This is a genomic window from Dyadobacter sp. 32, from assembly GCF_902506755.1.
Lineage (GTDB): Bacteria > Bacteroidota > Bacteroidia > Cytophagales > Spirosomataceae > Dyadobacter.
Window position 1 is genome coordinate 1,595,279 of sequence record NZ_LR735258.1, and the last position, 15,526, is coordinate 1,610,804.

The window sequence follows — 15,526 nt, forward strand, 5'->3', positions numbered from 1 at the left end:
ACGGACTCTATTTGTTCAGGCTATTCAATAACTCTGAACAACCGATCCCAACGGATTTTATGAAAAAAACGCGTAGGATCGGGATCAATCGACATCCATACAAATACTGCTTTGCCCACCACATGATCCTTTGGCACAAGGCCCCAATAACGGGAATCGGCTGACTGATGGCGGTTATCCCCCATCATAAAAAAATAATCTTGTTTGAAAGTGTATGATTTTAAAATCACACCCCCACTTTTAATTTCGCTATCAGATACGGTGATGTCATCATTACCTTCATAAAATTTGATAACCTCCCCATAAAGTGAAACATTACCAGGCGAAAGGTTGATTTCCAAACCCTTCCGGGGAATGATAAACGGGCCATACTGATCCTTATTCCATCCGCTCGTGGCCGGAAACAAAAATGGCTCTGCCTGCCCCTTCGCTGAATGGATCCGGCTGATTCCTCTTACAAACGCATAGGTCCGGAGTTTTTCTGCAATTGTTTCCGTAGTGTGTAGGATATAACAAAATTCGTCATTTGCTGAAATCGTGTCGCCAAATGTTTCGGTGTAACTTGAAAAGGCAGTTACGCCATTCTTTTTGAATATATTGACTTCATTGACCGGGCCGGTAGTGGATACAAAATATTCATTTTGCATACGGACAGGATTCACGACGCGGCTTCCGTTAACGACAACCTGACCGTCGATAACCTGTAACGTATCACCAGCCTGCGCTACACACCTTTTAATATAATTGGTACGTAAGTCTACCGGATGGGGCTTAAGATCGGGCAGAACATTTCCATATTTCTGATATAAGTCGGGATGCTCCACCGGCAGATTAAAAACAACGACATCGCCCCGCTTTACCTCCGAGAAACCCGGCAACCTCATTTGAGGCAATTTTATCCAATCCAGATAAGACGGAAGAGAAGTACCCCATATGGTTTGGTGAGTCAATGGAATTTGCAAAGGGGTGGCAGGTGTCGTGGCACCGTAATGCAATTTGCTCACAAACAAATAATCTCCAACCAGCAACGTATTCTCCATCGACGGGGTAGGAATAACAAAGGCACTGAAAAACAACCACCTGATGATGGTTGCCACAACGACTGCAAACAAAACGGAACCCAACCATTCCCGAAAGGGTGACCTAGCCGTCTTTCCGGACTTTGGCCTCCTTACAATTTCCTGTTCCAGCATAATGTCTCCTATTTTCTTACAATATTAAACAAAATACCATAACATCCGAATGATAATATAAAATTTTATTTTATATAAAATAAATACTTGCTTCGCGGGATAATACCTTTGCGCAACTGCTTGTCACCACCACCGGGAAAGCAGCGTATTTCAAACTACTTTCCCTTCTTCATCACTTCACCAGGCATGATCAGCGAATCCCAACCAGACAGATCCGAAGGCTTCACGCCGACCTTGTAACCACTGAAGTTGAAGGTTGTAGGCTTGTAAGGTCCCACAAAATCAATATTCAAATCGGGTTTGATTTCCTTTTCCATTCCACTGATCCAAAAGACCGTATTTACAATCATACGCCGAAATCCGTCGTTCAAAATATCCTCAGAAGCACCATGTGTAGTGGCAAACGACTGGCCCTTCTTACCCCCAGGAAGTTGATAACTTCGGGTCCATGCTACTGGCAGAAGCTCCTTAGTATCATCTGGCTTGGAAGAAGGGGTCATGCCATTCAGCACTTCGCCACGTGCCAGCACGGTCCCTTTGGGGTAAGTGGTATATGCACCTGATTGCACCCACATGTCCCTTACTCCCTTCATAATAGGGTGTCCCATCTCTTTCTCCTCAATGATCAACCTGGACGACTGCTTGTGATTGGTGCCATAATGTGAGACCCAGGTTTCACCCAGTACCAACTCCCCAAATCCATCCTTCCACTCAGATAGCTCTCCTTTGTAATCCCAGCTGTAATGCGCCCATTTCTTATTGGTAAGATTACTGAACGCATGTGTGGATGTCCTGAAACCGATGACAGGTCCACCCCGCCTGAGATACTTGTCCAGATGTTCCATTTGCTCATCCTCAAAATTGGCAAAGCGCATAAACATAACGAGGAGGTCCGCCTTATCTAAAACTTCGAGACCTTTCACGTTGGAGCCACCAGGAAGTATAAAATCTTTTTCATCCAGAGCAAATATTACCGTACAGGTAAATCCATAGTTTTTTGCAAGAATACGTGCCAGTGCCGGCAGTGACTCTTCCCCTCTGTATTCATGATCCGTAGCGATGAATACGATATTTTTGCCTAATCCGGGACCATGATCACCCTTATAAACAACACGGTATTTATCGTGATCATCGCCTGCAACAGTACCGCCACACCCGGCTATACATAGAATACAGGCAAAAAAAAGTAGCCTTTTGAGAAGTAATGCCGAAAATGTGCAATTCATCTGAAACATTTGAGATATCGTTTTGTACGGTTGAAAAAGTCCGGACAAGTTCAGATATACCGTTGCCGGGTTTTCTAATAAGGTTCCAAATACTGAACTTTGCACTCCAAGTCAAAAGGAAATGACCAACGCCCTGTAACTGATGCTGAAAACGATCCCGAAGTTTGACATATGCACATTATCCGAGAACAAGGAGGAGCATATTATGGTCAGCCGATTTGCTGATTATCTGCTGGAACACCAGAATCTGGTTTTTCCACATCGTCATAGCTTTTACCATCTGGTATATTTTACTGCCGGTGCAGGTTCGCATACCATTGATTTCAACAACTTTGAAGTGCAGTCGGACCAAATTTATTTTATGGTTCCGGGACAGGTGCATGAATGGAATTTCACAGAGACTATGAGCGGTTACCTTGTTAATTTCTCTCAGGATTTTTTCCAATCATTTCTATTAAGGCCAGCGTATCTGGACAGCTTTTACTTTCTGAACGGAGTCACTGAACAAAGCGTCATTAATCTGCCCGAAGAAGTAGCCTTTAAAGTAAAATTACTATTCGAAGACCTTGTGGTTCAATCTGGTAGCGAACACCTTATGCGTGAGGATCTGATACGGGTTATTTTAATTCAAATATTCATCCGTATACAACAAACAAAGAATGGTGTGGAACCAGATCGCTCCTTACCTCAACCAAATCTGACACTTAAAAACTTCCAGAAATTGATTGAAAAAAACTTCATGCATTTAAAACAACCCGGGCAGTATGCAGACCTGCTCGCCATCACCCCCAATCACCTCAATGCCCTCTGTAAAGAACACCTGGGCTTGCAGGCCGGGGAAGTAATAAGGCTCAGGATAACACTGGAAGCAAAAAGGCTATTGGTCAACATGGGTCTAAGCATATCTGAAATAGCCTTTCAACTCAAATTTGAGGACAAATCGTATTTCACCAAATTTTTCAAGAAGCAGACAGGAATGCCACCGGAGGTCTTTCGAAAAAAAATGATTACGCAGAGACAGTAAAAAGTACCTTCCACACATATTCTCCGTCCGCCTGACAGGATTTCGAGAACCAATCAGACGTTTTCTTGTAAAGGTTTGATAAAAATGGCCAGCCACGCACGACGCGCCAGGCGGTAGAAATAGGGTGTGAGTATGATCAACACCGGTATTATGCTGATCAGGAAGTAATCCAGGTATTCCGGGAAGAAATAGTTATAGGAAAGAAAATATATAAGCATAAATGCCACATAAAACGCATAACTCATATAAAGAGCCCCCTGATAAAAACCCGGTTCTGGTACAAGGTTTTCTCCGCAATGAGGACAGCTACGGTTCATTTTGTCGAAATTCCGAAGATTGTATGCACTTTTTGCAATAAAGAAATCACCCTCTCCGCAACGGGGACATTTATTAAAAAAAACACTATGTAATTTGCTGTGTTTTGCCATGATCAAAGTTCATTGAATATGGGCGCAAGCCGCCGAACGCCTCTACCCCTTCTATATACTGCAAAGATTGAGGAATTTGATCGATTATAAAACGACAAAGAAGATATTCTGTGGTACTAATCAACGATTCAGAAATCTTAACCTATGGTTTACCAAATCCACTGTTATGCCAGGTGCGTAATCGGCTATATCTGCAATCTGCATCATGAACCAATTTCTAGTTGAGAATAGTCAACAGTTTTTTCTCCTGGCGGCAAAACCTATTACCAAACTAAGTATTGAATTACCCGAAATAATTAACAATCCTGCCAAAACTGCCTCAGAACATTATTCTACATTTCTACAATAGGGCTTAACCAGGCCTGACCTTTGTTTTAAACAATCCGTTACAAAATAACTACACCCCAAATTACCCCAAACGGCAATACCCAAAACCGGCTCTAGGTACACAGAAAAGCTCGATTAACACATTAATAATCAATATTTTACTATTAAAATTTCTATTGCACTTCCAAGATCGGCCCGGCCTCTGATCCCATTTGACCCCAAAACGGTTGAAATATTTGCCTGATACCGGTAATTTTCAACCCTTGAATAAGATAATTCTCAAAGCAACAGATTATTTGGATCATTTTATTATGTCAATGATCAAAAATACTTCTAAGCCTTTGGACTTCCTGATACGGAATGTGATGAATTTTTTTTCAGGTAGGAAATCATAACACACACAAACTTTCAAATGATAGACTCTGCAACCGGGACGATTGCATCAGGTCTAATAAAAATAGAGTCCACATTATTTTGCTTAATCGGCTAGTTGCGATAGAAACCACACGAAGTTCATTTTGAAAACCCAGCTAAGTAGCATCCGGATCAAGCGATACACAACAAACCCGATTAGTAATTTTGATAGTACAACTCAACATCATATGATTTACCTTCGTTACGTTACTTATTTTTTACCTAAATGGACCAAGAGGTTCCAACCCCGTACCTACCTACCCCTATTTCTCACATCAGTTGGGTTAAGCCTCTCAATCCTACCAGATGCTCGTGCTCAAATAACGCAACTCGAACAATCTCAGTCAAGCTATGTAGGCAGTATCCCATCCGGCCCCAAAGCAGCTTACGTAAGGGCCAGACTGGATCATAATATTTCAGATAATTCATTTGAGGCTTTCAACCCGGAAATTACAATAACAGCCTCCTTTTCTGACCAGCAGTTCAATCATGCAGGAGGAATTCAGGACCTCAAAGGATGTTTTTTTGGTGGACGCGTGAATGACAACAGCAAGTCTGTTGTAGCACAGCCTGTCTGGAGTTCACTGAATAGTATTTCAAATCCCACAACGAATATGTTCACCTCAAACCCAGTCGGAGAAATGGGCAAGGGAATGGATGTTCAGATAAATCATGGCTTCAATTTATTTACTACAGTCGAACCCTTACACTCTGAAAACAGAAACAATGATGGCAGATATTATTACAGTAAAATAACACTGAATTTCAGCCGCGCCGTGTCCAACCCCGTGCTACACCTCGTCGGGCTGGGTGAAGCATTTACCAGTCAGAATAAACTTGGCTTCTCTACGGAGCTTGAGCTGGAAAACGGATCGGATATCAGGTTGACAAAATTATCGGGTAGTAAGGCGCTGAAAGTAGAGAACAATAAAATCCTGAACGAAAGCGTAGCGATTGACGAATTGTCTTCTAGTGGTGCTGTAACGGGCTCAATCCGTGTAACTGGCCGCAATATCACCACGCTGGTCTTTAAAATATATGTGCGTGGCGATGGACGTGGATCCAGCTGGAGTGCGCATGATAAATTCTCCGGAGATCAATGGTTGATGGCCTTTTCAATGAACACTCCCGATATTTCAGGAAATATTTATGACGACGGAAATGCGCTTAAAGATCAAAAGGTAAACCCGAACGCCGGTAATAATAACGCCGGAACGAATCTAGAGGGGATCTTACATGTAAATCTGCTTAGCAACAACTCCATTGTTACTACCGCGGATGTGGGCGCGGATGGTGGGTATATTTTTCAGGATATACCGAATCCGGACTATACTTCTACGTATACCCTGGTTTTAACGAACGACAGTCGCTCCAAAAAACCCAAACTTCCTTCTGACTGGATCAATACGGGAGAAAACATAGGCGTACCCTCCGTTGCCGGAAACGACGGCGTGGTTGACGGTCAACTATCCATTGAACTGGACAACACCACCAAAGCCATAGCGAATGCAAACTTTGGGATTAACAGAATTCCGGAAAGTGATCCGAAAACAGCAGAAGCCCGCCCCAATCCAGATGGCAAGAATAGAGTTGCTGTGCCTACACTTACCGGCACCGACTGGGAGGACATCGAATACAATGGCGATAGCAAGACAAACACCATAAAAATCACATCCATTCCTGCCACGGGGAAAGGGCAACTTTACTATGACGATCAGGAAGTGCAAAAAAACCAGATCATTGTAAACTACGACCCAGCCTTATTAACCGTAGACCCCGCAGACGGAACAATGACCGTATCCTTTAAGTACAGCCATAGGGATGCCGCAGATAGTTATTCCGAACCTGCGGAGGTGCTCATTCCCTTCTATGCAACCTATGGTATTGCAGGAAATGTCTTCAACGATGCAAACGGCATGCTGGGTACACCACCAAATGAAAATAAAGTAGATGGTCCCGGGGTTCATGGGCCCGACATCGATGAATTCGAAGATCAGGACCAACCGGTTTATGTCAGTCTGGTACAGGGCACGGCTATATTGGAGACGCAGCCAGTCAACGAGAACGGATCATACTTTTTTTCCGCCAGGTATACCGCTGACGATTACAAAATAGTGCTTCATACTACAGCCAACGGAAGTAATACGCCCGCCTTACCTTTATCAGGATTGTGGGTAAATACCGGAGAAAATCACGGAGTAAATAAAGGAAGCGATGGAAAAGCTGATGGCGAACTTGCGTTTACAATAAAAAAAGAGGATGTAGCCAACCTTAATTTTGGAATAAATAAAATACCCAAAGCAGACCCACAAAACCGCTCGATACCCACCCCGACAGTCAATTCTCCTATCACTCTTGACGGCAGCAAAGGCGCTCCTGCTCTATGCGGATTCGACAAGGAGGATAAGACACTTGGTGGTTCTGGAAGCAGGGTGGTTATTTCCAGGCTACCCGAAAACGGGCGCTTGTATTACGGCGACAAGGAAATATCAACCTTAAACACCGTTGTTAGTGAGGATTTTAGTCCTTCTCTTTTCAAAATGACCATATCGAGTGCCAACTACTCCAGTGATAATTTCGATTATGCATTTGTGGATGCAGCGGGGGTACAGGGAACTTCTGCAAAATATGCGCTGAGCTGGAATACCCCATTGCCCGTAACGCTGGCAAAGTTTGAGGTATCGAAACAAGAACAAACTGCTGCTATTTCCTGGAACACGACATCAGAAGTTAACAGCGATTATTTTGATGTGCAACACAGTATTGACGGTAAAAATTGGCTGGATATTGGTACGGTAAACGCGGCATTTGAAAGCACCACACCTTTATCTTATTCACTGATTCACGAGCATCCTTCAGCAGGTGAAAATCTTTACAGGTTGAAGATCATTGATCGGGATGGTAGTTTCGCATACAGTCGGATCGTGCAAATAAAATTCAAGTTTGACACAGCGGTCACGGTTTATCCTAACCCTGCAGTGAACTCCATTTGGATAAAACTTGATAAGCCGGACAATTTCGACCGGATAAAATCAGTGAACATTGTGAACCTGGCCGGGTCTGTTGTTCTCAGCAATCCCATGACATTGAAAGAAATTAACATAGACCGAATACCAGCAGGCATTTATGTCATACAGCTTGTAGACACGAACGGAGCCATTTTAAATAAAAGACTTACCGTAAATAAATAGGTGGTCAAGTTATGTTATACCTGGTCGGGTGTTACCCAATTTATTAAACTTATTTTCGTTAATATTACCTACTCAACGTATAAAACTATTTTAATAGCTTATTTAACTCATAGAATTAACTGTAGACCAATTAAATACTTCGGATGACTTCGAAATTTCCAGATGAAAACATATTTGAGTCAAAAAAACCTATCGCAATTAAGGCGCAAACTGGTTACAAATTTGACAAAAACAATGAAACGATGAATAACCAAACTTCCATAAAGTAATAGGAAAACAAATTGATTAACTAAATAAAGGGCAAGCTTAGAAATTCTAGAAACCTAATGAACATAAAAATAATTGACGATCATTTTATATCCAGAATGGGTATAAAACATCTTATTAAAGACAACTTCAAAAATTCTAATTTTTTTGAAACAAAGCATGAGACTGTCCTGCCAGAAAACATCTCATCCCCATCGACTGACCTGATCATGATTGGCCTGACCAACGATGACCAGATCAATTTGAGAACATGGGAGCAGATCATGAATAAGAATGTTACAGCACCCATTGTAATCTACTGCTCGCAGATTAAATACTATCAACTGGTAAAGTTTTTAACCGACGGTGCCTTAGGAATATTGTTTAAAAATCAGGAGCCGGAGGAATTCGTAAGTTGTGTTAAACAGGTGCTGCAGGGTAAACGTTATATCTGTCACGAGGCACTGATCATGATCGCCGATCAGGTTATCGGTGGGAAAGACAAGTTTAAGGAAAACCTCACTCCGAAGGAACTTCTTATTGCCAATCAACTTAAAAATGGATTGGGGACTTCCGCCATTGCCCAAACACTCAACCTGGCCCTATCCGCCGTCAGTATTTCCAAGGCAAAAATTTTCAAAAAACTGGGCGTAAAAAACATTCTGGAATTGAGGGAAATCATGAATTCGGGAATCATTCAATAAGCTAACACCGTTAGCAACTATTCATAATACTTATTCGATACAAATGCCTTGTTACGCTGATAACAAGGCATTTGTATTGAATAAAGCGCTAAAATTCTGACTTTCCAGGTCACAGATTCAAACAAATGGAAAGGTTCTGACATTTCGGTAAAAAAGGGGTAGCCAACGTAAATGGAGTATTTATTCTGGCAAGAAATAATTTATATCGACGAAGTCACATTCAATAGCCCGAATCTTCGTATTGATGTACCATTATTTAGATAGATAACTTTGTTCTAGATTCAGAAATGGCCTTAAAGAATCGTCAGCTCAGAAATGCACTTTTTCTGGGTAGAAGTAGCAGGCAATCACATTCCTGCAGAAATCATTGTAAGGATATTTACCGGTGCCTGTTGCGGTGTGAACGAGCGCTAGTCAAATAATGCCGGCAGGTTCGTCAGAACAATTAAATTAACACTAGGAACACCATGCGAGGATTCAGGAAAACAATGGGCCTTGTGGCCAAACTGATAGCAATAATCTTTGTTACATTGCTTCTGGTTGTGTTCGCAAAGCCGCTTTGGAACAAATACATCGTTTATCCTGAATTGGAAAAGGATCGCACCAAGCTCTGGAAAACGTACAGAAAACCCAAGCAGTTCATCGGCAATCATGACTTTAAGGGTGTTTTACACTCCCATACCTACAGATCACACGATAGCCGGGGGCAGTTGAACGAAATACTTCCGGCCGCCAGACAGGCCAGCCTGGATTTTATCTTCCTTGCCGATCACCGAATTTCCGATCAGGATTCTTTCCCAAGAGGAATCCATGGCATGTTTGATGGAATTCTAATTGAATCTGGAACCGAGTCGCCAGGTGCAGCCATGATGGTGAATCCTCTAAAAGCTACGATTATCGACTGGAAAAAAGAGAGGAATCAGATTATTAGAGAAGTAGTAGGCGGAGGCGGAATGGCATTTTACCTTCACTCGGAAGAAAATCATGACTGGGGAAATGCAGATTACCAGGGAATGGAGATTTACAACATCCATACCGACCTGAAGGACGAAAAAAATCCGGTAAGCTTTCTGATCAATGGCATGGTTAACAGCGGCAAGCACAGACATTGGAGCTACAGGGAGCTTTTTGATGAGCAGACAAAAATTACGTCCCTATGGGATTCACTCAACAATCATAGAAAGATAGTGGGTATGGCGGCAGTGGATGCACATAACAACCAAAGCATCCGGGCCAGATATTTACCCGATGGCCGGGTGGAGTGGGTGGGATCGAATGCCAAGACACTTTCCATTACCAAACCCGGTTGGAAGGAAAAGCTTTTGCTCTCCAAACCAGACGTGGCCGGTTGGGCATTTAAAATGGAACTGGACACCTACTTTCATTCTTTCAACTTTGTCAACACGCACCTTTTCGGAGATACTCTTTCCAGCCGCTCACTCAAAAACGAATTGGTGAAAGGCCATGCCTACGTTGCTTTCGAAAGCCTTGCACAGGCGAATGGTTTCCAGTACTTTGCAACTGATGCAAACGGAAAATTGAATGCAATTCTGGGCGATTCAATTCAAGCCTCGCAGGCATATTCACTACAAGCCGTATCTCCATTTCCCGTCCGTTTTGAGCTGTACAGGTCAGGCAAGTTAATTGATAGCAGAGACAATAGTTACGAATACAAATTCTCTCCAGACAACAAGCCCGGGAATTACCGGATTGTTGCCCGGATCACATTAAGAGGCACACTTCTACCCTGGGTATATACGAATCCCATTTACGTCTATTGAATGATTGAGGAGGGGCCCGACATCGGAATTCCTTTTGCTCAGGCTGCCCTGAAATTCAGGCAACTTCATCCCCTGCGTTAGATTTGGCTCGTGAGCAGCTTTGAAAGAATAGTACATTCAAAAATGATGAAAGAACATTTTTACAAACTTTTCAAGTTCAATCACTGGGCCAATGAGACGGTAGTTGAATTTCTTCTGGAGAAAAATATTCAGGAAGATAAAATTCTATCCATTGCCAGTCATATTTACCTTGCGCAGGAAAACTGGTACTGGCGGACAGTCGGCCGTCAAACTGATCTTCCGGTATGGGACTTGAAGACATTAAACGAAATTGCCGAACAAACGTCTGCCAGTGATCAAAAATGGCTGGACCTTATTTCATCCATGGACGATCCGGGTTTTGAAGGAATTTTGAACTATGCAAACATGGCAGGACAGCCACATATGAATACTGTTCAGGATGTTTTGATACATGTCATCAATCACGCAACCTACCACCGGGGTCAAATCATATATCTCATACGTGATAAGGGCATTAAACCTCCCTCCACAGATTACGTCAAGTACGCAAGGCAATTCTTGTAACCATTTGCGCCCGGCTAGTTATTTCCGTAGCCCTTCTTCTTCTGGTAATGAAAGTTGGCAAAGCGAATAAAATTCATCCAGTCATAGGCAGTCATGTTATGCTCCCCTTCCCGGTTATGGTACCCCATCACGGACCTGATAATCGGATAGTTTTTAACCGGTGGATTTGCGGGTAGCGTTGACTTTGCCTGATACAAGTCGTACACTTTTTCAGCATTTTTCAGAGAAAGAAAAGTGCCGGTCGGGTCTGCCCAAAGATCTTTGGAGGCGTTGGTCGCATACACCGGGCGTGGCGCGATCATGGCTATCAGCATGTGCTGGTCAACCGGCAAAGAATCTTCATTATTGTTAAATTTCTTATAGTTGTTGGTAAACCAATGGGGGAAAGAGGTATTTATACGCTCAATTCTTTCTCCAAATCGCCTTCTCGCCAGTGCTGCGCCCGTATTGCCGGAGCAATTTGTTATACACATGGCAAACCGTTGATCCTGTGCAGCTGCCCATAAAGATGCCTTTCCACCACGGGAATGACCCACCACCGTCACTTTTTTTGAGTCAATATCGGCATCCCGCTCAAAATAGTCCATCACCCGACTTGCTCCCCACGCCCAGGCCCCTATTGCTCTCATACCGTTATCCATGGACAATTGCTCTGTGTACAACTTTAAAACTCCGTTTGAAAAAGTCTCCTTGTTGTCCGGAGCCAGGTCACTCACCTGAAACGCTGCTATGGCGTATCCGCTATCAATCAGCATTTCGGCCGGCCAGAAGTCACTTTTTTTATCGCGTGTGGGATCCGTGTTCTCTGCGCCGCGGTTATTGATAAGGACAAACACAGGAACCGGCAATGCAGCCTTTACCGGGATAAAAAGCGTAAGGTTAATTCCAATAGTTTTACCATGATGTGAAACTTGAATAAGCACTTTCCTGAGAACGGACTTGCCCTCCATGGAGGACTTATTTTCAGTGACTGTGAAGCGCAGGCTATCCATGGATTTGGGAAACTGTCCATAAATATTATCCTCGAACAACCTGAGAATCTGGGGCCTTCTGATTTTTTCCCAATCACCAATATTCCGAACCTGCTTGCGGTTAGTCATTTTCATCATATCAGGCAAAACATATTCAGGTACCTTTGTTTCATCGTAGTTCTGCGCAATCGAGAACACAGGAAATATCAGCAGGAGAACAACGAATCCCAGAGAACCAGAAGCCCATCTCAAGGAAACTTTATAGGAAAAAAAGTGATTGCAAATTGTCATTCCACCTTTATTGATTAAATAAACTTCCATTATTTCCGAGACCCCTGGAAATCTTTAGACATTTCATAAGTGCATCTTCTTTCGCTAACAACTACTAAAAATGCTCTGACAATCGTATAATACTATATCCACGACAATATGATCATCCGTGATGATCATCCGAGTAATAATGTTGAATTGAAGACAACAATTATCAAGGATTACCCCATTCACTGAGTTATTGTATTCCTAATGAGGTTGCTGAGCGATTCTCAAGTAAAGTCGAGTCATTTTTCCTGTAAGAAGGAAGCAAAAGAAGAAAATCTACCCATATATATCCAGTTGAAATTTCTATTTCGACAAAATATAGGCAGAAAGAAAAATTCAAGTATTGAGGTAACAAATACCTACAAATTCAAGTAAAAAAGGGAAGTCCGGCAAAGGACTTCCCTGGTTCCTATTCTGAAACAGTAGCAGCGCGTGGCTTACGACCCCGTGGCTTACCTGTATACGCAGGTTTTGGTTCGGAACTGATAATAGCTAGTTCATAACCGGTTACTCCCTCCTCATAATTAAAGAGCGAAACTTCAAAAGTATATTTAGTTCCTTCAAAATCTACACCTCCCTTTTTTAGGATGATAGCCAAAGGAATTACATAGCCCCTTCCACTTTTTGCCATTGCAAAAGTATCAGTCTGTTCAGAGGAAGGAATCAAATAAAGAAATTTAAGTGTTCTTTTTCCCTGCTGTGAACCAATCTTAAAGAAGGCTGCATCTGGCTCGATTCCCAGTTCTTCAAGTACGGGAACCGGAAAAACCAACTTCCCGGTACCCGATATATATCCGGCAGGTTTGGGTTTAGATTTCGTAACACTCTTTTCAATCTTAGGAGCATTTTCCTCAGGAGAAAAGAATTTAATGGCTTTCACTTTCATAGACAAATTAAGTTTTAGTGAATTATTAATACAAAATTATAAGATTAAGTCGACTTAGCAGAATTAACATTACATATATAAGCCCTGAAACGAAAATTATTAAGAACCAATGCATGTTAATGAGGGATTTTCCAACGAAAAACACCTGGAAGTAACATTTGACCTGGAAGTAGGACTGTGGCAATTAACAATTGAAACAATAATATTTCAAAAAAACAACAGAAATTATAAGAAACCATTCTGAAATGATTTGTATTAAGGAATTAATTTACATTATCTACCGGTGAATTGAGGTTGCTTCTTTTATTCAAAACTTAGTTTTATAAAAATATAAATCGGGAATGGATCGTGTGAAACCGTCGTTGGCTGTGAAACTGATACGAAAGAACCGTTGGGAGCAAAAAAATAATACACCGCATAACATACTCATTTTCAGTGCATTTTAATAAAAAAATCAACCTACATCACATCGGCATTTACTATCAAAATAATCGGGCCGATTTCTCTCAAGGTATACTGGATTGATCCGGGAGCCACCCTTCACGGATGTCTGGCGAAGTTGGTTATGTGCTGATTTCTAAACCTGGTTACTGAGAGAGGTGATCAGAGAACAAAAAATATTTTTTTGATATTCATTGTCCAGATGAAGTCTCTTCGATTGACATGAAGGCAATTTAATTATTTATCAACCGTAAATCATTGAATAAAATGAACAAATTCATTTTAATTTTCAGGCATGCGGATGGAAATAAAGTTGTCTCTCCCGAACAATTACAGACCTGGATGAAGCAGGCAATGGACTGGATTAGCTCGATTGCTGCTCAAAATAAATTTGTGAGTGGGAATGGACGCTCATTTAACGAAAGCCGGGTTGTTGGCCACAATAATGTCATGACAAACGGCCCCTTTGGTGACATAAAAGAAACCATCGGCGTATATATTTATGTGAAAGCCGAATCTTTGGAACAGGCGGTATAATTCGCAAATAGTAGCATTGTCGTTGTGGATACTGTTCGGAATCAACGAAATAGCCGATGCATTTTTGACCAATAATGAAACCATTACCAAGAGGTTATTCGGTGCCTGAGAGAACTTACGTTCCGCGAAAGTAGAGGTCCGGTTTCCTGGTAATTTTGAAATAACAAAACGACTTGAAACCGTCGTGCTTACTTTGTATCTGGTTTACAGTGAGGGCTATTATTCCGAATCCCGCAACAGTTTAATTCGGGGAAATACAATCTCCAGATATCACCTTGAAGCCCCCATAGCGTATCGATACACGGTAAAAACCGATAACATAGAAAAATGGAACAATATTCTTCGACTTTATGACCAGCAGCGGCAGGTAGTGTATTCCCGGTTTGCAGCGCTTGACAGGATTTACGCCTTATCCAAAATAAGCGGAGCACAAGCTGCTATTCAGGAAGCCGAAAAACTAAATATGAACACCAATCATTTTTATTTTTCTCTGCCTGGGGTACTCTATAAAGGCATTGATCCTATCCGCGCAAAAGTGCATTTTTGAACACGCACATTCTCTGGCTAAGACCACCGCGGACAAGCAGGCGATACGCCAGAAAATGGATTCGCTGGACCTACCGGATTAGACATTGATACACTATCCATTTATCCCTGTGGCAGCCGGGGTAGAAATGAAGAAATAAGCCTTCATTTAACGTAAACGACTTGCTTGACAGAAATTTCAAAAAAAATCTTTGCGCGGATGTGACCATCAGTGCGTTATGCCGTCCAAACCAGCAAATGACGCCAGTCATTCAGAGGAGGGTTTAAAAAGGGTTAGATGCTTATCTAATCCCTTTTTTATTTTAACCAAGGCAAAAACGGTTTTATCTCTCGATTGAAGTGTTTCCGAAAAGTGCTTCCCACTGAAAATATCCTGCATTTCGAAGAAATGACGTGATAATAAATCAAATTCATCAGGGATTTTATATAAGGTATGGTCAAGAAAATCAGGCTCAGATTTGCAAAACGTAAACCATGCCATTTGATATTTGCATGCCTTAGTGCTTGGCGAATGCACAAACTTCCGCAAAACCGCTATATTTAAAACGAAATTAGACTTTGGAAACAAACCCGAGATACTAAATCCCTTCTGATCGTTTATGAATCGTTTGACAATCATTATCACAACACCCATATACGCATGATCAAAAGGCATTACAATCTCTCGCTCGCAGACGATGATTTTGATGACTGTACATTTTACAGAGA

The 15,526-nt window shown here is 42.0% G+C and carries 13 protein-coding genes; 7 read left to right on the top strand and 6 right to left on the bottom strand.

The features are described from left to right. Positions 1-20: 20 nt before the first annotated feature. Together lepB and DYADSP32_RS06425 are read right to left on the bottom strand one after the other, a co-directional pair. Entirely contained in the window at positions 21-1,193 is a 1,173-nt protein-coding gene (gene lepB / locus DYADSP32_RS06420) for a signal peptidase I (RefSeq protein ID WP_149243492.1), read from the bottom strand. Between the two features lie 155 nt (positions 1,194-1,348). Beyond that, positions 1,349-2,428, bottom strand: coding sequence for a ThuA domain-containing protein (locus DYADSP32_RS06425; protein ID WP_414617569.1), 1,080 nt, complete (start codon positions 2,426-2,428; stop codon positions 1,349-1,351). 133 nt (positions 2,429-2,561) lie between these two features. On the opposite strand from DYADSP32_RS06425, the gene DYADSP32_RS06430 reads away from it, so the two are divergent. After that, positions 2,562-3,443 (top strand): helix-turn-helix transcriptional regulator, encoded by an 882-nt coding sequence (locus tag DYADSP32_RS06430; RefSeq protein ID WP_149243491.1) that lies wholly within the window; start codon positions 2,562-2,564, stop codon positions 3,441-3,443. Positions 3,444-3,496: 53 nt separating this feature from the next. Here DYADSP32_RS06430 and DYADSP32_RS06435 read toward each other — a convergent pair whose 3' ends face one another. Then, positions 3,497-3,871 carry a DUF983 domain-containing protein gene (locus tag DYADSP32_RS06435; RefSeq protein ID WP_149243490.1) on the bottom strand — a complete coding sequence of 125 codons (375 nt, stop codon included), beginning with the start codon at positions 3,869-3,871 and terminating at the stop codon, positions 3,497-3,499. Between the two features lie 929 nt (positions 3,872-4,800). Here DYADSP32_RS06435 and DYADSP32_RS06440 point away from each other — a divergent pair. From DYADSP32_RS06440 to DYADSP32_RS06455, 4 genes are all read left to right on the top strand, one after another. Continuing rightward, positions 4,801-7,803: a T9SS type A sorting domain-containing protein gene (locus tag DYADSP32_RS06440; protein WP_149243489.1), complete on the top strand. Its 3,003-nt coding sequence runs from the start codon at positions 4,801-4,803 to the stop codon at positions 7,801-7,803. 326 nt (positions 7,804-8,129) lie between these two features. Further along, the gene (locus tag DYADSP32_RS06445) at positions 8,130-8,753 is read left to right on the top strand and encodes a response regulator transcription factor (protein ID WP_149243488.1); all 624 of its coding nucleotides are present in this window, start codon (positions 8,130-8,132) and stop codon (positions 8,751-8,753) included. 467 nt (positions 8,754-9,220) lie between these two features. Next, a complete protein-coding gene (locus DYADSP32_RS06450) occupies positions 9,221-10,534 on the top strand; it encodes a hypothetical protein (RefSeq protein ID WP_149243487.1) in 1,314 nt (437 codons plus the stop codon). 123 nt (positions 10,535-10,657) lie between these two features. Continuing rightward, entirely contained in the window at positions 10,658-11,119 is a 462-nt protein-coding gene (locus DYADSP32_RS06455) for a DinB family protein (protein ID WP_149243486.1), read from the top strand. Between the two features lie 14 nt (positions 11,120-11,133). Here the strand turns inward: DYADSP32_RS06455 and DYADSP32_RS06460 are convergent, their stop codons facing one another. Continuing rightward, positions 11,134-12,381, bottom strand: a complete 1,248-nt coding sequence (locus tag DYADSP32_RS06460) for an acetylxylan esterase (RefSeq protein WP_414617570.1) — start codon at positions 12,379-12,381, stop codon at positions 11,134-11,136. A 436-nt stretch (positions 12,382-12,817) separates the two neighbouring features. After that, positions 12,818-13,294, bottom strand: a complete 477-nt coding sequence (locus DYADSP32_RS06465; RefSeq protein WP_149243485.1) for a hypothetical protein — start codon at positions 13,292-13,294, stop codon at positions 12,818-12,820. A 708-nt stretch (positions 13,295-14,002) separates the two neighbouring features. Here DYADSP32_RS06465 and DYADSP32_RS06470 point away from each other — a divergent pair. Beyond that, positions 14,003-14,272, top strand: coding sequence for a YciI family protein (locus DYADSP32_RS06470; protein ID WP_149243484.1), 270 nt, complete (start codon positions 14,003-14,005; stop codon positions 14,270-14,272). A 184-nt stretch (positions 14,273-14,456) separates the two neighbouring features. Beyond that, entirely contained in the window at positions 14,457-14,819 is a 363-nt protein-coding gene (locus tag DYADSP32_RS06475) for a hypothetical protein (RefSeq protein ID WP_149243483.1), read from the top strand. 246 nt (positions 14,820-15,065) lie between these two features. On the opposite strand, the gene DYADSP32_RS06480 is transcribed toward DYADSP32_RS06475, so the two are convergent. Next, positions 15,066-15,452, bottom strand: coding sequence for a hypothetical protein (locus tag DYADSP32_RS06480; RefSeq protein ID WP_149243482.1), 387 nt, complete (start codon positions 15,450-15,452; stop codon positions 15,066-15,068). Between the last annotated feature and the right edge of the window lie 74 nt (positions 15,453-15,526).